This is a genomic window from Streptomyces sp. NPDC054786, from assembly GCF_053611685.1.
In genome coordinates this window covers 31487-50083 of record NZ_JBSHAW010000019.1, presented here as the reverse complement: position 1 = coordinate 50083, position 18597 = coordinate 31487, and the positions used below count along the sequence as shown (strand labels likewise).

The following is an 18597-nucleotide window of genomic DNA, read 5'->3' as shown; positions in this document are numbered from 1 at the left end:
CAGGTTCCTTACATGCGCTCGAAGGAGCGGAAGCGCTCCCAGTCCGTGACGGCGGCGTCGTAGGCGTCCTGCTCGACGCGCGCCATGTGGCGGTAGTGGTCGACGACCTCGTCGCCGAACGCCGCCCGGGCGATCGGGCTCTGCTCCCACAGCTCGGCGGCCTCGCGCAGCGTCGTGGGGACGTGGGCGGCGTCGCCGGTGTAGGCGTTGCCGGTGGTCGCCTCGGGGAGAGCCAGCTCGTGCTCGATGCCGTACAGGCCCGCCGCGACCATGCCGGCGACCGCGAGGTAGGGGTTCACATCGCCGCCGGGCAGGCGGTTCTCCAGACGGTGGGCGCGGCCGTGGCCGACCACCCGCAGGGCGCAGGTGCGGTTGTCGGGGCCCCAGGCGACGGCGGTGGGCGCGAAGGAGCCGGGGCGGAAGCGCTTGTAGGAGTTGATGTTGGGCGCGTAGAGGAGCGTGAAGTCACGCATCGCGGCGGCCTGGCCCGCCAGGAAGTGCTGCATGGTCTGCGACATGCCGTACGGGCCGTTCTCGTCGGCCAGCACCGGGCGGCCGTCCGCGTCCTGCAGCGAGAGGTGGATATGACAGGAGTTGCCCTCGCGCTCGTCGTACTTCGCCATGAAGGTGAGCGACATGCCCTCCTGGGCGGCGATCTCCTTGGCGCCGGTCTTGTAGATGGAGTGCTGGTCGCAGGTGGTGAGCGCCTCGTCGTACACGAACACGATCTCGTGCTGGCCGAGGTTGCACTCGCCCTTGGCGGACTCGACGGTCATGCCGGCCGCGCCCATCTCGTTGCGGATCCGGCGCAGCACGGGTTCGACCCGGCCGGTGCCGAGGACCGAGTAGTCGGCGTTGTACTGGTTGGCCGGGTTCATCTCGCGGTAGCCGCGTGACCAGGCGTCTTCGTAGGTGTCCTTGAAGAGCATGAACTCCAGCTCGGTGCCCGCGTGGGCGCTCCAGCCGCGCTCGGCGAGCCGGTCGAGCTGGCGGCGCAGGATCTGCCGCGGGGAGGCGACGACCGGCGAACCGTCGTGCCAGGCCAGGTCGGCGGTGATCAGGGCGGTGCCGGGGTTCCAGGGGGTACGGCGCAGCGTGCCGGGGTCGCCGTGCATGGCGAAGTCGCCGTAGCCGCGTTCCCAGGAGGACATCGCATAGCCCTCGACGGTGTTGAGGTCGACGTCGACGGCGAGGAGGTAGTTGCAGCCCTCCGTGCCGTGTTCGAGGACGGTGTCGAGGAAGTATCGGGCCGCGAACCGCTTGCCCTGGAGCCTGCCTTGCATATCGGTGAAGGCGAGGACGACAGTGTCGATCTCCCCGGCGTCGACGAGGACCCTGAGCTCCTCGACGGAGAGTGGGGGCGTGCGGTCTGCCACGGTATTGCCTCCTGTCACTGCATCCGGAGGTCATAAGGTAGGCACACGAACCATTGATTGGGAAGGGGTATCGATGGACGAGGCGGCTGACCGGCTGGCACCCGTACTGCGGCCGGTGCGGGCGGGCAACGGTTTCGAGGAGGCGCTGGAGCAGATACTCCAGATCGTCCGGCTCGGTCTGGTACCCCAGGGCGAACGGCTGCCCGCCGAGCGGGAGTTGGCCGAACGGCTGCAGATCAGCAGGGTCACCCTGCGCGAGGTATTGAAGGTACTGCAGGACGAGGGCCTGGTGGAGAGCCGGCGCGGGCGCTACGGCGGCACGTTCGTACGGGTGCGCACGGAGAACCACGGCGAGGCCGAGCTGCGGCGCCGGATCGAGAAGATCGACGTCGAGGACACCCTGCGCTTCCGGGAGGTGCTGGAGGTGGGCGCGGCCGGGCTGTGCGCGGCCCACGGGCTGTCCGACGAGCAGAGCGGCCGGCTGCGGGCGGCGCTCGCGGCGACCCAGGACGCGCCGCTCGCCGACTACCGCCGGCGCGACACCCTGCTGCATCTGACCCTCGCCGAGCTGTCCGGCTCACCCTCGCTGGCGGCGCAGTACGCGGCGGTACGGGCGGGCGTGAACGATCTCCTCGACTGCATTCCGCTGCTCGTCCGTAACCTGGAGCATTCCCAGACCCAGCACACCGCGCTGGTGGAGGCCGTACTGGAGGGCGATGCGGACGGCGCCCGTGAGGTGATGCGCGAGCACTGCGGCGGCACGGCGGCACTGCTGCGCGGCTTCCTCTCGTGAGGCGCGCGAAACCCGCCTGTTACGAGATTTTCCCGCCGGGGCCTTGCGCTCAGCCGACCCGGAGACAAAGGTATCGGCCCATACCTTTGTTGCGGGGCTGGTAGCGGTTCCCGTACCTGCCGCGGATTATCGAGGCCCTCGGAGGCGTTGTGTCGACCAACGAGCATGTGACGAGCCCGGACCAAGAACATCGAACCCCTCAGCTGTCCAGCGACGAACAACGCCTCCACGAGCTCGGCTACGCCCAGGAGCTGGCCCGCTCGATGTCGGCGTTCTCGAACTTCGCCGTCTCGTTCACGATCATCTCGGTCCTCTCCGGCTGTCTGACGCTGTACGGCTTCGGCATGAACACGGGCGGGCCCGCCATGATCACCTGGGGCTGGCCACTGGTCGGCCTCATGACGCTGTTCGTGGGCCTGGCGATGGCCGAGGTCTGTTCCAGCTTCCCAACGGCGGGTGGCCTGTACTACTGGGCGGCGAAGCTGGCCCCCTCGCACGGCCCGGCGTGGTCCTGGTTCACCGGCTGGTTCAATTTCCTCGGCCAGGTCGCGGTGACCGCGGGTGTCGACTTCGGCGCCGCGTCCTTCATGAACGCGCTGCTGGACCTGCAGTTCGGCTTCACCGCCACCCCGGCGCACACCATCCTGCTGTTCGGCATCGTGCTGCTGGCCCACGGCCTGCTGAACACCCTCGGCGTGAAGCTGGCCTCCCTCCTCAGCAACATCAGCGTGTGGTGGCACGTCTTCGGTGTGCTGGTCATCGTGGGCGCCCTGGTCGTGGTGCCCTCGAAGCACCAGTCCGCCTCCTTCGTCTTCACCCACTTCACCAACAACACCGGCTGGCACTCCAGCCTCTACGTCGGACTGCTGGGGCTGCTGCTCGCGCAGTACACCTTCACCGGCTATGACGCCTCGGCGCACATGACCGAGGAGACGCACGACGCGGCCAAGGCCGGCCCCCGCGGCATCGTGATGTCGATCCTGGTCTCCCTGGTCGCCGGCTGGGTGCTGCTGGTCGGCATCACCTTCGCCATCCAGAACTACGACGGCGCGCTGGCCAGCAAGACCGGCGTGCCCCCGGCACAGATCTTCATCGACGCGCTGGGCGCCACCGGCGGCAAGCTGCTCCTCCTGGTCGCCATCGGCGCCCAGTTCTTCTGCGGCATGTCGTCGGTCACCGCCAACTCGCGCATGATCTACGCCTTCTCGCGGGACGGCGCGCTGCCCGGCTCGCAGCTGTGGCACCGCATCAACAAGCGGACCAAGACGCCGACCAACGCGGTGTGGCTGGCCGCCGGCGGCGCCTTCGTGCTGGGCCTGCCGTACCTGTGGAACGCCACGGCGTACGCGGCCGTCACCTCGATCGCCGTGATCGGCCTCTACATCGCCTACGTCCTGCCGGTCATCCTCCGCCTGCTCCAGGGCGACCGCTTCGAGCGCGGGCCCTGGCACCTCGGCCGCTGGAGCAAGCCCATCGGCGTCATCGCCGTCGGCTGGACGCTGATCATCTCCGTCCTCTTCATGCTCCCGACCACCAGCCCGGTCACGGCGGAGACCTTCAACTACACCCCGCTCGCCGTCCTCCTGGTCCTCGGCTTCGCCGGCACCTGGTGGCTGGTGTCGGCCCGCAAGTGGTTCACCGGCCCGAAGGTCCAGGGCACGGCGGAGGAGCTGGCCGCCATCGAGCACGAACTGGAATTCTGACGGCCGAGCCGGAACGCAGAGCAGGAACGCACCAGCGCCACATCGGAGGATCCGTGTCCCAGCCCCTCATCGGCATCAGCACGTACCAGGAAGAGGCCCGGTGGGGGGTGTGGACCCTGCCCGCCGCTCTGGTGCCCGCCGGATATCCGAAGCTGGTGCAGCGCTCGGGCGGGCTGGCCGCGCTGCTGCCGCCGGGCGATCCGGCCACGGCCGCCGCGGCCGTGGCCCGCCTGGACGGGCTGGTGATCGCCGGCGGCGCGGATGTGCAGCCGGCGCGCTACGGCGCGGAGCCGCACCCCAGGACCGGCCCGCCCGCCCTGGACCGGGACGCCTGGGAACTGGCCCTGATCGAGGCCGCGTTGGCGGGCGGAGTACCGCTGCTGGGCATCTGCCGCGGGCTCCAGCTGCTGAACGTGGTGCTGGGCGGCACCCTCGTCCAGCACCTCGACGGGCATGCCGGTGCCCCCGGAGTCTTCGACCGGCACGACATCAAGCCGGTCCCCGGGACGCTGCTCGGCCGGACGCTGCCCGAGCCGGTCTCCGTGCCGACCTACCACCACCAGGCCGTGGACCGGATCGGCCGCGGGCTGGTGCCGTCCGCCCATGCGGAGGACGGCACCATCGAGGCGCTGGAACTCCCGGGCGCGTACGGCTTCACCCTGGCGGTGCAGTGGCACCCGGAGGCCGGGGACGACACCCGGGTGATGGACGCCCTGGTGGCGGCGGCGCGCGGGGCGGCCCCCGGGCAGTGACCGGGACGGGCCGGTCCGAAGGGCCGCGGCGGCCCGCTCACGGCGCCCGGCGGGTCAGCCCCAGCAGCTCGCGGGCCGGTCCTGCGGGCCGCTGACCGGCGGGCCACACGGCGCGCAGCTCGCGGGCGAGCCGCAGCTCGCGCACCGGAATCTCGACCAGCCGACGAGCGGTCAGCTCCTCACCGACGGCGAGCTCGCTGAGGACGGACGGTGCCGCCTCGCTCACCACGGCCGCCTTCACGGCGGTGGTCGAGGCGAGTTCGAGGAGCGGTTCGGCCAGCCCGCCGTGCCGGGCGAGCGCCGCATCCAGTACCTGGCGGGTCCCCGAGCCCCGCTCGCGCAGGATCAGCGGGGTGGCGGCGAGTTCGGCGGCGGTCAGGTCCGTCCGGCGCCGGGCCCAGGGGTGGGACGGGGCGGCGACCACGACCAGCCGGTCATGCCCGATGACCGTCCCGTCCAGCCCCGCCGGGATCTGCAGCCCCTCCACGAATCCGAGGTCCGCCTCACCCCCCAGCAGCCGCTCGGCCACCGCGCTGGAATTGCCCGCAAGCAGCGATACGGCGGTCCCGGGCCGCTGCGCGCGCAGGGCGATCAGCCACCCCGGGAGCAGATACTCGGCGATGGTCATGCTGGCCGCGACCCGCAGCCGCGAATCGCGCTGCCCCCGCAGCGCCTGCGCACCGGCGTCGAAGGCCTCGGCGGCCTCCACCACCCGGCGCGCCCAGTCCGTCACCAGGGCGCCGGCGTCCGTCAACCGGGAGCCGCGCGGCGAGCGTTCGACCAGCGCCACCCCCAACTGCCGCTCCATCGACCGGATCCGGCTGCTGGCCGCGGGCTGGGAGATGCCCCGCGCCCTTGCGGCCCGCCCCAGACTGCCGAGCCGGGCGACGGCGAGCAGCAGCTCCAGCGCACCGAGATCCGGGACCCGGTGCGACAGCGACACGACGGCGGGCTCGGCCTCACCACCCATAAGTCCCCCTGCACATAACCCCAGCTTATGCCCTCATAGACACGAGGTCCCTGGTGGCGGCCGTTCGGGGCGACGACGCTGTTCTCATGGCAACCCTCGCGCAAGCACCTTCCCGCAGCACCGCCGCCACCGGTCCCCGCGTACCCGGCTCCGCGGCCTCGGTCCGCCATCTCGGGCCGAACTGGTACGCCGCCGTCATGGGCACCGCGATCGTCGCCAACGCCGGCGCGGTCCTGCCGCTCACCGCACCCGGCCTGCATACCGCCTACCAGGTCGTCTGGGCCCTGTCGGCGCTGATGCTGCTGACGCTGCTGACCGCCCGAACCGTGCACTGGGTCCGCCACGGCGACCAGGCGCGCCGCCATCTCCTCGACCCGGCCGTCGCCCCCTTCTACGGGTGTCTGGCGATGGCGCTGCTGGCGGTGGGCGGCGGCACCCTCACCGTGGGCCGGGAGGTCATCGGCGAGCCGGCCGCGCTGGCCGCCGACGCCGTCCTGTGGACCCTGGGCACCCTCGTCGGCCTCACCTGCGCCGCGGCGATCCCGTACCTGATGGTGACCCGGCACCGTATCGAGACCGGCAGCGCCACTCCCGTCTGGCTCCTGCCGCTGGTCGCCCCCATGGTCTCGGCGGCGCTGGGCCCGGCCCTGGTGCCGCATCTGCCGGGCGGCCAGTGGCAGGCGGCCCTGCTGTTCGCCTGCTACGCCCTGTTCGGGATGTCCCTGCTGGCCACGCTGCTCGTCCTGCCGCTGATCCTTTCCCGGCTGATCCACCACGGCCCCCTCCCCCTGGCGCTCACCCCCACGCTGTTCCTCGTCCTGGGCCCCCTGGGGCAGTCCACCACCGCGCTGGCCAACCTCGCCCATGTCGCACCGGGCGTCGTGGACGCCTCCTCCGCACACGCCATGGGCGCCTTCGCGGTGCTCTACGGCATCCCGGTGATGGGCTTTGCCCTCCTCTGGCTGGCGATCGCGACCGCGCTGGTGGTACGCGCCTTCCGCAACGGCATGGGTTTCGCGCTGACCTGGTGGGGGTTCACCTTCCCCGTCGGGACCTGCGTCACGGGCGCCGCGGGCCTGGCCCGCCGCACCGGCCTCGACGCCTTCGACTGGCTCGCGGTGGGCCTGTTCGCGCTCCTCGTGGCCGCCGTGGCGGTGGCCGGCACCCGCACCGTCGTCGGCCTGGCCCGCGGACGCCTGCCGGCGCCGCCCCGGCCGGTCACGGCGTAGCCGTCGCCCGCCCCCTCAGCGGGCCCCGGCCAAGGCCTGGGCCAGGACGTCCGGAGCACACCCCAGCGACGGCCCGTACCAGGTCAGATACCGGCCGCTGACCAGCGCGGCGGGCAGGCCGGGGAACGCCTCGGGACCGTCCTCGGCGCTGAAGCGGTACGGCTCGTCGGGCAGCACCACCAGGTCGGCGGCGCAGGCGTGGAGGACGTCCAGCGGGACACGGGGGTAGCGCTCGGCATGGTCCGCGTAGAGATTGCGCACGCCCAGGCGGGCCAGGACATCGCCGGCGAAGGTGTCCCGGCCCAGCACCATCCACGGGCGGCGCCAGACCGGCACCACCGCGGTCCGCTCCGCCGTCCGGGCCGGCAGCTCCCGCCAGGCGGCCTCGGCGGCGTCCAGCCAGCCGGGCCGGGCCAGCCCGCAGCCGTGTACGAGGACCCGCTCCAGCTCCCGGAACGCCTGCGGCAGGGTCCGTACTTCGGTGACCAGCACCGCGATCCCGGCGGCGCGCAACGCGGCGAGATCCGGCTCCCGGTTCTCCTCCTCGTTGGCGATCACGAGGTCGGGGGCGAGGGCGGCGATCCGCTCCGTGTCGGGGTTCTTGGTGCCGCCGACGCGCACCACATCGAGTCCGGCCGGCTCGCTGCACCAGTCGGTGGCCCCCACCAGCAGGCCGGGCGCGGTGCGGGCGACCGCCTCGGTCAGTGAGGGAACGAGCGAGACCACGCGGCGTGGCGGAGTGCGGCTCATCATGGTGCCAGCGTACGCAATTCACCGTCGGCGACGGGTGGTGATGCACCATCGGACAATAGCGGCGGAAGTCCTCGCGTCCTTAGGATGACGGTGAGTTGATCAAGCATCCGCAAGGGAGAACAGAGGGATTTTCTGCATGCACAGCCACCGCCGAAAGGGCACTCTCCTCAGCGTGTTGGCCACGGGCTTCGCGCTCGTTTCGCCTTTGGCTCTCAGTGCGCCGGCGCATGCCGCGCCGGTCAAGGGATTCCATTCCAAGTCGGACGGCACGGGCTGCCCGGCCGCCGATGACACGGCGTTCATCTACGTCAAGGGCGCCGCGAAATTCCGGGTCAGCTGGCGGGTACCCAGCGGGAAGGTGCACACCCAGGAGTACTGGAACGACCCCGCCGGTATCTCGTCCAAGGCCATTCCGACCTGGCGGCACCAGGTCTTCTGGAAAGTGACATCGGTCTGGGGCACGAAGAAGAACCTGGTCAAGGTGTACGGATTCTGCAGCGAGAAGGGAAACCGGTGACGCCCCGCACGAAGAAGAAGTTCACTGCGGTGCTGGCCGCCGCCGGTGCCACGCTGCTCCTCGCACCGGGCGCCGCGCACGCCACCGAGAAGGAAGGCGGCTACAAGCGCTGCGGCAAGGGCCAGGAAGTCATCATCACGTCCAAGGCCGTCGGCCACATCGTGCACAAGTTCAAGATCCCGGGTAAGGGACACCACGTCTACACCCAGGATTTCGGCCGCAAGAGCTATCTGCTCTCGGACCGGCCCACCCCGACCGGACTGCGTTCGGTGAAATACCGGATCTATGCGCTGGACGTGCCGGGAAAGTTCGACGGGGCCAAAGTCCAGAGCTTCAAGCTGCTGTGCCGCACGTTCTGAGGAATGTCCCACCGCACCGCTGATCCGTGCGCACCGCATCGCGCACCGCGGGCCGGAAACAGCCGGGCCCCGCCACCGAAGTCCGGTGGCGGGGCCCGCCGTGGCGAAGTGGGAGCCGATCAGGCTTACTTCACGGGTGCCATCTTGTCGACGATGCCCGGATGGGCATCGATCCACTTCTGGACGCCCTTGTCCTCGTTGCCCTTGCCGGCCGCCTGAATATCCTTCTCCAGGCTGCCGAGCTCATCGGAACTCATCTTCCAGTTCTTCAACCAGCCGTTGAACTCCTGGAATTTCTTCGGGAAGCTCTTGTTGCCGATCGTCTTGATCTGGTTGTTGGCGCCCCACGTACCCTGCGGGTCCTTGAGCTTGGTGAGGTGGTACTTGCTGTACGCCCAGTGCGGGGACCAGAGGACCACCGCGATGGGCTCCTTCTGCGCGTAGGCCCGCTCCAGCTCGGTGAGCATGGCGCTGGTGCCCGCCTCGGTGACGTCGAAGCCGCCCAGACCGTACGCGGGAGACACCACGCTCTTGAGGCGCTTCATCTCGCCGGTGCCCGGCTCGATTCCGATGATCTTCCCGCCGAAGGTGTCCTTGTGCTTGCGCAGATCGTCGAGGGTCTTCACGCCCTTGACGTAGGACGGTACGGCGATCTCCAGTGAGGTCTTGTCGTACCAGGCGCCGACATCGACAAGATCGTCTTTGTACTTGTCCCAGTACTGCTTCTGCGCCACCGGAAGCCAGGCGTCGGTTTCGACGTCGATCTGCCCCGTCGACAAGCCGGTCCACATCGGGCCGACATCGAGGTTCTGCATCTTCGGCCGGTAGCCCCGCTTCTCCAGAATGTTCTTCCAGAGGTAGGTGGTGGCAATGCCCTCGTCCCACGCCGGGTAGCCCATGGTCGGGGTCTTGCCCGCGTCCTTGCCCTTGGCGTAGTCGGCCTTCGCGGACGGCGCCAGCTTGTTGACCATGCCGGGGTGCTGCTTGAGCCAGGCGCGCACGCCCTCCTGCTCATGCCCCGTACCGGCGTTCTTGACCTCGCTCTCCAGGCTGGTGAGCTGCTTCTCGTCCAGATGGAACTTCTTCATCCAGGCGGCGACCTGCGGCTCGTCATGGGAGAAGCCCTTGCGGCCCAGCATGTGCAGGCTGTCCCCGGAGCCGAAGGAGCCCTTGGGGTCCTTGAGCTTGGTCAGCTTGTACTTGTCGTAGGCCCAGTGAGGCGACCAGAGGGTGACGGCGATCGGCTTCTTGTCGTGGATCGAGCGGTCCAGCTCGGTGAGCATGGAGGAGGTGCTCGACTCCACGACCTTGTACTCGCCGCCGAGGCCGTAATCCTTGAGGACCTTGTCCTTGAGGATCTTCATCTCGCCCGCGCCCGGCTCGATACCGACGATCTTGCCGCCGAACGTGCCGCCCTTGCCCTTGAGGTCGTCCAGGGTCTTGACGTCCTTCATGTAGGACGGGACCGCGATCTCCAGGGAGGTCTTGTCGTACCAGGCGCCCAGGTCCTCGAGCTTGTCCTTGTACTTCTTCCAGTACTCCGCGTGGGTCGTCGGCAGCCAGGCGTTGGTCTGCACGTCGATGTCACCACGGGCCTGGCCGGTGAAGAGCGGGCCGGCGTCCAGGGCCTGGGCCCTGGGCTTGTATCCGCGCTGTTCGAGGATCTCCTTCCACAGGAACGTGGTGGACTTGCCCTCGTCCCAGTTGACGTAACCGAGGCTGATCGGCCGCCCGTTGCCGTCGGTGCCCCCCGCGCCGCTGCCGCTGTCCTTGCCGAAGACACTCAGCCCGCCGGCGACCAGCGCGAGCACGACCACGGCGACCGTCGCCAGGGAAGTGGCGGGCTTCCAGTGGAGGAACTTCAGACCGCCGAGCGCGGCCTGCGCCTTCGCCAGCGCGCGCCGGCCGAGCGGGGAGACCCGCTGGTTGAGCGCGCTGGTCATCCGGTCCAGGTACACCGCGAGGATGACGACCGCGAGACCGCCCTCCGCGCCCAGCTTCACATCGACCGAGCTGAGCGAGAGGTAGACGGTGCCGCCGAGACCGGCGCCGCCGACCATGCCGGCGATGACGACCATGGACAGCGCCAGCATGATGACCTGGTTGATACCGGCCATGATCGTCGGCAGGGCGAGCGGCAGCTGTACGCGGAAGAGCGTGCGCCGTGGGTGCGTACCGAACGCGTCGGCGGCCTCGACCAGTTCACCGTCGACCTGCCGGATGCCCAGTTCGGTCATGCGGACCGCGGGCGGCATGGAGAAGACGATGGTCGACACGATGCCGGGCACCGCACCCAGGCCGAAGAAGAGGATGCCCGGGATCAGGTAGACCATCGCGGGCATCGTCTGCATCAGGTCCAGAACCGGACGCACCGCTCCGCTGACGGCGCGGCTGCGGGCCGCCCAGATACCCAGGGGTACGGCGACCGCGATCGTGATGATGCAGGCCACGAGCACCAGCGAGAGCGACTGCACGGTCTGGTGCCACTGCTCGATCGAATCGATCAGCGCGAAGCCGATGAACGTCAGCAGGGCGGCCGGCAGACCCCGCAGCCACCAGGCGATCACCGCGAAGATGCCCGTCAGGAGCAGCGGCGCGGGACCGGAGAGGACCGTGAGGATGGCGTCGTAGAAACCGCCCAGCACGGTCGTGACGAAGTGGAAGAGCCACTCGGCATGGTCCCGCAGCCATTCGACCAGGCTGTCGGCCCAACTGCCTATCGGAATCCTAGGCACCGGCGCTCACCTTGTCCTCGGGGTCGTTGTCGCCCGTGTTCCCGGAGGTGGGCACGGATGTCTTGTCCGCCGGGGTCGCGTCCGCGGGTATCGCGTCGCCGGTCCCGTCCTGGCCGGGGACGGCCGGCGTCGGGCTCTCCTCCGCGGATTCACCGAGGACGGCGAGCAGTCGCTCGGCCGTGACGGCACCGACCAGACCGCCCTTGTCATCGATCACGGCGACCGGAACGGTGCTGGCCGAACAGGGCGTGAACAGCTCGACGAGCGGGGTGTCCACACCGACCGTCGCAGGCGCGGCGGCCCGGAACTCCGCCGCGGTGGCGAGCTTGTCGCCCTCCGGGGTCGTGGCGCCGAGCACGGTCCCGACCTCGGCCATGATCGCGCCCGCGGTCAGCACCCGGGAACGGTCCACGTCCTGGGTGAAGGAGGCGACATAGTCATTGGCCGGTGTGACGAGGATGTCCTCGGCGCTGCCGATCTGCACGATCCGGCCGTCGCGCATCACGGCGATCCGGTCGCCGAGCCGCATGGCCTCGTTCAGGTCGTGGGTGATGAAGACGATGGTCTTCTTCAGCGACTTCTGCAGCTCCAGCAGCTGGTCCTGCATATCGCGGCGGATCAGTGGGTCGAGCGCGCTGAAGGACTCGTCCATCAGCAGCAGATCGGCGTTGGTGGCCAGCGCACGGGCCAGGCCCACGCGCTGCTGCATGCCGCCGGACAGCTCGTCGGGCCAGGACTTCTCCCAGCCCTTGAGGCCGGTGAGTTCGAGCGCTTCGGTGGCGCGCGCGATGCGCTCGGCACGCGGTACGCCCTGCACTTCGAGGCCGTAGGCGGCGTTCTCCAGGACGCTCCGGTGCGGGAAGAGCGCGAAGTGCTGGAAGACCATGGAGATCTTCTCGGAGCGGACCTTGCGCAGTTCCCTGTCGCTGAGCGAGGTGAGGTCCTGGCCGTCGATGCGGACGGTTCCCGAGGTCGGCTCCAGCAGCCCGTTGAGCGTGCGCAGCAGCGTGGACTTGCCCGATCCGGAGAGACCCATGACGACGAATATCTGGCCTTCATCCACCTCGATCGAAGCGTCGATCACCGCAGCGGTGGTGCCTTCGGCCCGCAGCTCCTCCCGGCTCGCGCCGGCTTCGAGCCTGCGGACCGCGTCCTCCGGTCGTCTGCCGAACACTTTGTACAGGTGCTCGGCTTGCAGCCTGGACACATATGCCTCTCTTGTCGATCGAGTGACGACCTGCCACCCCCGTAGCCAGGTCGTGGAGCGGCACGGATTCCGCCCGCCTTTACCGGTCGAATAGTTGAATCCCGACCGGGTCCACTCCGGATGCGCGCCTGCCCTTCTTTATCTGGCTCAAACAAGGCAGTGATCCAGCTCACATCCGCGTGACGTATGGGGCATACGGCAAGATGCGGGATGTGACTCGACGCCTGATGCTCCTCGACACCGCCTCTCTCTACTTCCGCGCCTATTTCGGAGTACCGGAATCAGTCAGGGCCCCGGACGGCACCCCGGTGAACGCGGTACGCGGCCTGCTGGACTTCATCGCCCGGCTCGTCCAGGACCACCACCCCGATGACCTGGTCGCCTGCATGGACTTCGACTGGCGCCCCCAGTGGCGGGTCGATCTGATCCCCTCCTACAAGGCGCACCGGGTCGCCGAGGAGGCCCCGGCGGGCTCCGCGGAGCCCGACGAGGAGGAGATCCCCGACACCCTCTCGCCGCAGGTCCCGGTCATCGAGGACGTCCTGGACGCCCTGGGCATCGCCTGTATCGGGGCGGCCGGCTACGAGGCCGACGACGTCATCGGCACCCTGACCGCTCAGGCGAAGGGCCCGGTGGACATCGTCACCGGCGACCGCGACCTCTTCCAGCTCGTCGACGACCGGCGCGGCATCCGCATCCTGTATCCGCTCAAGGGCGTCGGCACCCTCCAGATCACCGACGAGGCGCTGTTGCGCGAGAAGTACGGCGTGGACGGCCCCGGTTACGCCGATCTGGCGCTGCTGCGCGGCGACCCCAGCGACGGCCTGCCCGGCGTACCGGGGATCGGCGAGAAGACCGCGGCCAAACTCCTGGCCGGCTACGGCGATCTGGCGGGCATCATGGCCGCCGCCGACGACCCCGCCTCGAAGGTGACCCCCGCTCAGCGCAAGCGGCTGCTGGAGGCGCGCCCCTATGTCGCGATCGCGCCGAAGGTCGTGAAGGTGGCCACCGACGTGCCCGTCCCCGCCCTCGACCACGCCCTGCCGGCCGAACCGGCCGACCCCGAGCGCCTGGAAGCACTGGCCGCCCAATGGGGCCTCGGCGGCGCCCTGCAGCGCCTGCTCCTCACCCTCCGCCGATGACCTGTTAAGTTAGGTATACCTAATAAATATCGCGTCAGGGGAGATCGCCGTGGCAGCAGAGCGTCCGTCCCGCAAGAAGCCCACCCTGCACCTCGCCCGGGTGCAGCGCACCGAGCAACTCACCCCGCACATGGTCCGCGTGGTGCTGGGCGGTGAAGGGCTGGCGGAGTTCACGGCGGGCGAGTACTCCGACCATTACGTCAAGCTGGTCTTTCCGCTGCCCGGCGTGCGCTACCCCGAGCCGTTCGACATCACGCAGATCCGCGCCGAGTTCCCGCGCGACCAGTGGCCCAGAACCCGTACGTACACCGTCCGCGCCTGGGATGCCGAAACCCGCGAGCTGAGCGTGGACTTCGTGGTGCACGGCGACGAGGGCCTGGCCGGCCCGTGGGCAGCCGCGGCGAAGCCGGGCGACGAGATCCGCTTCCTCGGCCCCGGCGGCGCCTACGTCCCGGAGGCCGGCGCCGACTGGCATCTGCTGGCGGGCGACGAGAGCGCGCTGCCGGCCATCGCGGCCTCCCTGGCCCGGATGCCCGCGGGCGTGCCGGTGCACGCCTTCATCGAGGTGGCGGGCCCGGAGGAGCGCCAGGAACTGGACGTACCGGCCGGCGCCGAGGTCAGCTGGCTGTACCGCGGCGCCACACCGGTCGGCCGCGAACTGGCCGCCGCCGTACGGGCGCTGGAGTTCCCGGCCGGCCAGGTCCAGGCGTTCGTGCACGGCGAGGCCGGCTTCGTGAAGGAGCTGCGCCGCCTGCTCCGCGTCGAGCGCGAGATCCCCCGCGAGGCGCTGTCCATCTCCGGCTACTGGCGCACCGGTCACGACGAGGACGGCTGGCAGGCCGCCAAGCGCGACTGGAACCAGCAGGTCGAGGCGGAGCAGGAGTCCGCGACAGCGGCGGCCTCCTGAACCGGCCACCTCCGGGCCGACATGACGGCCACCACCCGGACGGACGGATTCCGCTGCCCCCACCGCCGGCCATGTCGGCTGGCCCTCTCCACGGCCTTCCGCCCCGCCTCCGCGCCGCCTCCCGGTGCGGAGGCGGGGCGGTCGGCCGATCGCCCCTCCCCCGCGCCGGGCCCGTGCCCGGCGCTTCGTCGTTTCCGGGGCGCGCCGACCGGCCCTCTCACACCCCATGCCCCTCATGCCCCGGCAAGCTCCCCACCGGCATCCACACCGACAACATTTTCAATCCTTGACAAGAAAGTTTTTCGGTCGCACTCTGAGGGCGTGATGGATGTAGCAGTGATCGACGACCCGGCCGCCGCCGGAGTCTCGCTGGATCCGGTGCGGGCGCGGCTGCTGGCCCTGCTCGCCGCACCGGGTTCGGCGACGACGCTGGCCGCGCAGGCCGGACTGTCCCGGCAGAAGGTCAACTACCACCTGCGGGCCCTGGAGCGGCACGGTCTGCTCGAGCTGGTCGAGGAGCGCCGCAAGGGCAATGTCATGGAGCGGATCGTGCAGGCGACGGCCGCGTCCTATGTGATCTCGCCCGCCGCGCTGGCCGACGTCGCGCCCGACCCCGGCCGGGCGCCGGACCAGCTCTCCGCCCGGTGGCTGCTGGCTCTCGCGGCCCGGCTGGTGCGCGAGGTGGGTGAGCTCATCAAGCGCTCGACCAAGGCCGAGCAGCGGCTGGCGACCTTCGCCATCGACGGCGAGATCCGGTTCGCCTCGGCCGCCGACCGGGCCGCGTTCGCCGAAGAGCTCGGCGCCACCGTGAACCACCTCGTCGCCAGGTACCACGACGAAAAGGCGGCGGGCGGACGGAAGCACCGCCTGATCGTCGCCCTGCACCCCAGCATCACCCGCCCCGCCGACGGGCCCGGCCCGGCCGCCGCGCCCGGCCCCACCGCACCCACCGAGGAGTAGTCATGCCCAGAGAGTTCGAGCTCCGCCGGGAGGTCGTGCTGCCGGCCGCCCCCGAAGAGGTCTTCGCGGCCGTCACCACCGGCACGGGCGGGTGGATGTTCCCCACGGAGAAGGTCTCCGGCGTCGGGGGCAGCGGCCCGGAGGACTCCCCGGTCACCGCCTGGGAGCCGCCGCACCGTTTCGCGGTCCGTGTGGAGGGTGAGGACGGCTGGTTCAACGCGCTGGAGTACCTCATCGAGGCCCGCGATGGCGGCACCGCCGTACTCCGTTACGTCCACAGCGGCGTGATGAACGACGACGACTGGGACGGCCAGTACGACGGCGCCTCGCTGCACACCGACTTCTATCTGCACACCCTCGGGCAGTACCTCCGGTACTTCAGCGGCCGTCCCGCGGCCTTCGCCGACATCCAGGGCCCGGCGGCGTCGCTCACCCACGACGGGTTCGAGGTGCTGCTGCGCGCCCTGGGCGTCACGGCCGCGATGGCGGCGGGCGACCGACTGCGCGTCGAACTGCCGGGCGTGGACCCGCTGGACGCGGTCATCGACTACCGCACCGAGCACTTCCTCGGCCTGCGGACCGAGGGCGGGCTGTACCGCTTCTTCGGCCGCAACGCCTTCAAGGCACCGGTCGGCATCTCGCTCCATCTGTTCGACGGCACCGGCGACCGCGAGAAGGCGGGACAGGCGTGGCAGAGCTGGCTGGACGGGGTCTATGCGACGGACAGCACCGGCTGACGGGCCGCGCACCGGGCGCCGGGCCGGGTGACACGCGCGCAAGCAGAAGACGCACGTTCACCGAAGAACGGCGGGCGGCGTGGCCGGCGCACCTGGACCGGGATCGCCACGCCGCCCCGGGGGGGGCCGCCGCGGGGCTACGGCGTATGACAGACCGCCTCGATGTTGTTGCCGTCGGGGTCACGGACGAAGGCCCCGTAGTACGACGCGTGGTACTCGGGCCACAAGCCTGGCGCGTGCAGGGACTCGGCGCCGGCCGCAACGGCGGCGGCGTGGAAGGCGTCGACGGCCGGGCGGCCGGCAGCGGCGAAGGCGAGGTGCACCTCGCGGGCCGGGCCGTCCTCGGTGGCAGGGACGAGCCAGAGGGTGTGCCCGGTGGTACCGAAGCTGATGAACTCGCCGAACTCCTTGGTCCGTTCGCCCCCGAGCGGCGCGAGGACACGGTCGTAGAAGTCCGCGCTCGCCGCGACATTGCTGACCTGGATCGCGATGTGATCAATCATGCCGTCAGCGTTTCACCGGCCCCGGGAGCCTGTCGCGGCGTTTTCCGCCGGGGACGGCACCGGCCGGCTCAGTCGTGGTGGAAGACCTCCCGCATCGGCGTCCACCACTCCCCCGGTACGGCGCCCGCGGTCTGCTCCTGACAGGGGTCGGTGAGCTGCCACCACCGCCGGGTCACGGGGTCGGCGGCCATCCTCGCCATGTCGGCGGCGTAGTCCTCACCGACGTACTCGGCATACGAGAACAGCACCTCGCCCTCAAGGAAGATCGAGTAGTTGCGGAGATGGCAGGCGCTGATCATCTCCAGCACCTCCGGCCAGACCTCCGCATGCAGCCGCAGATACTCCGCACGCTGTTCCGGGCGCAGCTTGATGAGCTTTCCCAGGCGCCGCACCGGGGCGGCGCCCTCGTCGCTTGTCGCAGGCATGGCGGCATCCTCCCCCACCGCCCCGGACACCGCACCCGGTCGTCCGAACCGCCGTGAACTCATCGCGCCGCGGCAGGAATTGGTTGACGGCACATACATCTACCTGTTCCACTGAGCCCATGCGTCCTCAGCAGCGGCTGGTCACCCGTGACCACATCGACTTCGGTCGGGTGTGGTCGGCCTCCTGTTGCCGCTGACTTCTTCGTAGCGCAGCACCCCCTCCCCGTACGGCGATTCCGTACGCCCGCATGCCCCACGCGCATGCCCATGAGCGCACGACCTACGAGAAGACGAGGCCCTACCCATGCCTGTCGAGTTCCTCGGCATTGCCGCCACCAACGACGGTTCCGAAGTCACCCCCCGCTCCGGGGCATCCTTCGACAAGGACTACACGCTGAAACTGGCCCGGGCCCACGAGGAGTACGGCTGGGACCGGGTCTTGTTCGCCTACGGTTCCGGCTCCCCCGATCCCTCCCCGGCCGCCGCCTATGTCGCGGCCCGCACCGAGACCCTGCAGATCCTGGTGGCGCACCGCCCCAACGTCTCGTATCCCACGTTCGCCGCGAAGACCTTCGCGACGCTGGACCGGATCAGCGACGGGCGGCTCGCGGTGCACTTCATCACCGGCGGCAACGACCACGAGCAGGGCCGGGAGGGCGACACGCTCACCAAGGACGAGCGCTACGACCGCACCCGCGAATACATCCGCCTCGTCAAGAAGATCTGGACCACCCACGAGCCCTTCGACCACGAGGGCACCCACTACCGCTTCCATGACTTCGTCTCGGACACCTTCCCCGTCCAACAGCCGCACCCGCAGGTGTCGTTCGGGGGTTCCTCGGCGGCGGCGTACGCGGCGGGCGGCGCCGAGGCGGACATCTACTGCCTGTGGGGCGAGCCGCTGGCGCAGACCGCCGAACAGATCGCCTCGGTGCGGGCCGCGGCGCAGGCGGCGGGCCGCAGCGAACTGCCCAGGATCCAGGTCGCGTTCCGGCCGATCATTGCGCCCACGGAGGAGCTGGCCTGGGAGAAGGCTCATCGCACCCTGGAGCGGATCAAGGCCCGCAAGGCGGGCGGCACGCTCAGCCGCCGGCACCCGCTGACGAGCCCGCAGAACGCCGGTTCACAGCGGCTGCTCGCGGTGGCCGCCGAGGGCGAGCGGCACGACCGGGCGCTGTGGACCCCGACCGCAGCGGAGACCGGCGGCGCGGGCAACTCCACCGCCCTGGTCGGCACGCCGGAGACCGTCGCGCGGGCCCTGCTCGACTACTACGACCTGGGCGTGGACATCCTCTCCGCGCGCGGCTACGACCTGCTCGACGACGCCATCGACTTCGGCCGGAATGTCATCCCGCTCGTACGCGAGGAAGTCGCCAAGCGCGACGCGGAGCGGGCGGCCACCGACGGCCGGCAGGCGTCGTAACGTCCCTTTGGCGACAGCAGTCGGCGCCGCACCCCGCCGAAGGGGGGGGGGGCGCCCGTGGCCACGCCGGGGCGGGCCCCGCCCCGGGGGGCAGCGCCCCCCCCAA

Annotated in this window: 18 protein-coding genes; 11 read left to right on the top strand and 7 right to left on the bottom strand. The window is 70.3% G+C overall.

All coding sequences use genetic code 11. From position 1 onward, the window contains the following. Window positions 1–8: 8 nt before the first annotated feature. Window positions 9–1376 carry a glutamine synthetase family protein gene (locus ACWGI6_RS17535; RefSeq protein ID WP_393909503.1) on the bottom strand — a complete coding sequence of 456 codons (1368 nt, stop codon included), beginning with the start codon at window positions 1374–1376 and terminating at the stop codon, window positions 9–11. Window positions 1377–1449: 73 nt separating this feature from the next. On the opposite strand from ACWGI6_RS17535, the gene ACWGI6_RS17530 reads away from it, so the two are divergent. The 3 genes from ACWGI6_RS17530 (at window position 1450) to ACWGI6_RS17520 (ending at window position 4624) form a co-directional block, all read left to right on the top strand. After that, window positions 1450–2169 carry a FadR/GntR family transcriptional regulator gene (locus ACWGI6_RS17530; RefSeq protein ID WP_453268328.1) on the top strand — a complete coding sequence of 240 codons (720 nt, stop codon included), beginning with the start codon at window positions 1450–1452 and terminating at the stop codon, window positions 2167–2169. Window positions 2170–2432: 263 nt separating this feature from the next. Continuing rightward, window positions 2433–3872: an amino acid permease gene (locus ACWGI6_RS17525; protein WP_393909543.1), complete on the top strand. Its 1440-nt coding sequence runs from the start codon at window positions 2433–2435 to the stop codon at window positions 3870–3872. Window positions 3873–3925: 53 nt separating this feature from the next. After that, window positions 3926–4624: a gamma-glutamyl-gamma-aminobutyrate hydrolase family protein gene (locus ACWGI6_RS17520; RefSeq protein ID WP_453268327.1), complete on the top strand. Its 699-nt coding sequence runs from the start codon at window positions 3926–3928 to the stop codon at window positions 4622–4624. 37 nt (window positions 4625–4661) lie between these two features. Here the strand turns inward: ACWGI6_RS17520 and ACWGI6_RS17515 are convergent, their stop codons facing one another. After that, on the bottom strand, window positions 4662–5594 hold the full coding sequence (locus ACWGI6_RS17515; protein WP_453268326.1) for a LysR family transcriptional regulator: 933 nt from the start codon (window positions 5592–5594) through the stop codon (window positions 4662–4664). Between the two features lie 86 nt (window positions 5595–5680). Between ACWGI6_RS17515 and ACWGI6_RS17510 the strand changes: the two genes are divergently transcribed. Then, a complete protein-coding gene (locus tag ACWGI6_RS17510; protein WP_453268325.1) occupies window positions 5681–6823 on the top strand; it encodes a TDT family transporter in 1143 nt (380 codons plus the stop codon). Window positions 6824–6838: 15 nt separating this feature from the next. Here the strand turns inward: ACWGI6_RS17510 and ACWGI6_RS17505 are convergent, their stop codons facing one another. Next, entirely contained in the window at window positions 6839–7576 is a 738-nt protein-coding gene (locus tag ACWGI6_RS17505; RefSeq protein WP_453268324.1) for a helical backbone metal receptor, read from the bottom strand. A 136-nt stretch (window positions 7577–7712) separates the two neighbouring features. Between ACWGI6_RS17505 and ACWGI6_RS17500 the strand changes: the two genes are divergently transcribed. Then, window positions 7713–8093, top strand: coding sequence for a hypothetical protein (locus tag ACWGI6_RS17500; protein ID WP_453268323.1), 381 nt, complete (start codon window positions 7713–7715; stop codon window positions 8091–8093). Further along, window positions 8090–8452 carry a hypothetical protein gene (locus ACWGI6_RS17495; RefSeq protein ID WP_453268322.1) on the top strand — a complete coding sequence of 121 codons (363 nt, stop codon included), beginning with the start codon at window positions 8090–8092 and terminating at the stop codon, window positions 8450–8452. Before ACWGI6_RS17500 ends, ACWGI6_RS17495 begins: the two co-directional genes overlap by 4 nt. A 125-nt stretch (window positions 8453–8577) precedes the next feature. Here the strand turns inward: ACWGI6_RS17495 and ACWGI6_RS17490 are convergent, their stop codons facing one another. Beyond that, on the bottom strand, window positions 8578–11187 hold the full coding sequence (locus ACWGI6_RS17490; protein ID WP_453268321.1) for an ABC transporter permease/substrate binding protein: 2610 nt from the start codon (window positions 11185–11187) through the stop codon (window positions 8578–8580). Beyond that, window positions 11180–12394: a quaternary amine ABC transporter ATP-binding protein gene (locus tag ACWGI6_RS17485; protein ID WP_453268320.1), complete on the bottom strand. Its 1215-nt coding sequence runs from the start codon at window positions 12392–12394 to the stop codon at window positions 11180–11182. Before ACWGI6_RS17485 ends, ACWGI6_RS17490 begins: the two co-directional genes overlap by 8 nt. A 227-nt stretch (window positions 12395–12621) precedes the next feature. Between ACWGI6_RS17485 and ACWGI6_RS17480 the strand changes: the two genes are divergently transcribed. From ACWGI6_RS17480 to ACWGI6_RS17465, 4 genes are all read left to right on the top strand, one after another. Beyond that, window positions 12622–13536 carry a 5'-3' exonuclease gene (locus tag ACWGI6_RS17480; protein WP_453268412.1) on the top strand — a complete coding sequence of 305 codons (915 nt, stop codon included), beginning with the start codon at window positions 12622–12624 and terminating at the stop codon, window positions 13534–13536. A gap of 49 nt (window positions 13537–13585) precedes the next feature. Continuing rightward, window positions 13586–14443 (top strand): siderophore-interacting protein, encoded by an 858-nt coding sequence (locus ACWGI6_RS17475; protein ID WP_453268319.1) that lies wholly within the window; start codon window positions 13586–13588, stop codon window positions 14441–14443. Window positions 14444–14764: 321 nt separating this feature from the next. Beyond that, a complete protein-coding gene (locus ACWGI6_RS17470; RefSeq protein WP_453268318.1) occupies window positions 14765–15403 on the top strand; it encodes an ArsR/SmtB family transcription factor in 639 nt (212 codons plus the stop codon). Between the two features lie 2 nt (window positions 15404–15405). Further along, window positions 15406–16140, top strand: coding sequence for an SRPBCC family protein (locus tag ACWGI6_RS17465; RefSeq protein WP_453268317.1), 735 nt, complete (start codon window positions 15406–15408; stop codon window positions 16138–16140). A 137-nt stretch (window positions 16141–16277) separates the two neighbouring features. On the opposite strand, the gene ACWGI6_RS17460 is transcribed toward ACWGI6_RS17465, so the two are convergent. After that, complete coding sequence (locus tag ACWGI6_RS17460; RefSeq protein ID WP_453268316.1) at window positions 16278–16643, bottom strand: VOC family protein; 366 nt, start codon at window positions 16641–16643, stop codon at window positions 16278–16280. A gap of 68 nt (window positions 16644–16711) precedes the next feature. Beyond that, entirely contained in the window at window positions 16712–17068 is a 357-nt protein-coding gene (locus ACWGI6_RS17455; RefSeq protein WP_453268315.1) for an L-rhamnose mutarotase, read from the bottom strand. 304 nt (window positions 17069–17372) lie between these two features. Here ACWGI6_RS17455 and ACWGI6_RS17450 point away from each other — a divergent pair, with 304 nt between their 5' ends. After that, on the top strand, window positions 17373–18491 hold the full coding sequence (locus ACWGI6_RS17450; protein WP_453268314.1) for an LLM class flavin-dependent oxidoreductase: 1119 nt from the start codon (window positions 17373–17375) through the stop codon (window positions 18489–18491). The last annotated feature ends 106 nt before the right edge of the window (window positions 18492–18597 follow it).

Bases quoted from the DNA above. Each gene is read 5' to 3' on its own strand.
- ACWGI6_RS17530 (WP_453268328.1), top strand. From the start codon at position 1,450: ATGGACGAGGCGGCTGACCGGCTGGCACCCGTACTGCGGCCGGTGCGG.
- ACWGI6_RS17525 (WP_393909543.1), top strand. From the start codon at position 2,433: ATGTCGGCGTTCTCGAACTTCGCCGTCTCGTTCACGATCATCTCGGTC.
- ACWGI6_RS17515 (WP_453268326.1), bottom strand. From the start codon at position 5,594: ATGGGTGGTGAGGCCGAGCCCGCCGTCGTGTCGCTGTCGCACCGGGTC.
- ACWGI6_RS17510 (WP_453268325.1), top strand. From the start codon at position 5,681: ATGGCAACCCTCGCGCAAGCACCTTCCCGCAGCACCGCCGCCACCGGT.
- ACWGI6_RS17505 (WP_453268324.1), bottom strand. From the start codon at position 7,576: ATGATGAGCCGCACTCCGCCACGCCGCGTGGTCTCGCTCGTTCCCTCA.
- ACWGI6_RS17500 (WP_453268323.1), top strand. From the start codon at position 7,713: ATGCACAGCCACCGCCGAAAGGGCACTCTCCTCAGCGTGTTGGCCACG.
- ACWGI6_RS17480 (WP_453268412.1), top strand. From the start codon at position 12,622: ATGCTCCTCGACACCGCCTCTCTCTACTTCCGCGCCTATTTCGGAGTA.
- ACWGI6_RS17465 (WP_453268317.1), top strand. From the start codon at position 15,406: ATGCCCAGAGAGTTCGAGCTCCGCCGGGAGGTCGTGCTGCCGGCCGCC.
- ACWGI6_RS17460 (WP_453268316.1), bottom strand. From the start codon at position 16,643: ATGATTGATCACATCGCGATCCAGGTCAGCAATGTCGCGGCGAGCGCG.
- ACWGI6_RS17455 (WP_453268315.1), bottom strand. From the start codon at position 17,068: ATGCCTGCGACAAGCGACGAGGGCGCCGCCCCGGTGCGGCGCCTGGGA.
- ACWGI6_RS17450 (WP_453268314.1), top strand. From the start codon at position 17,373: ATGCCTGTCGAGTTCCTCGGCATTGCCGCCACCAACGACGGTTCCGAA.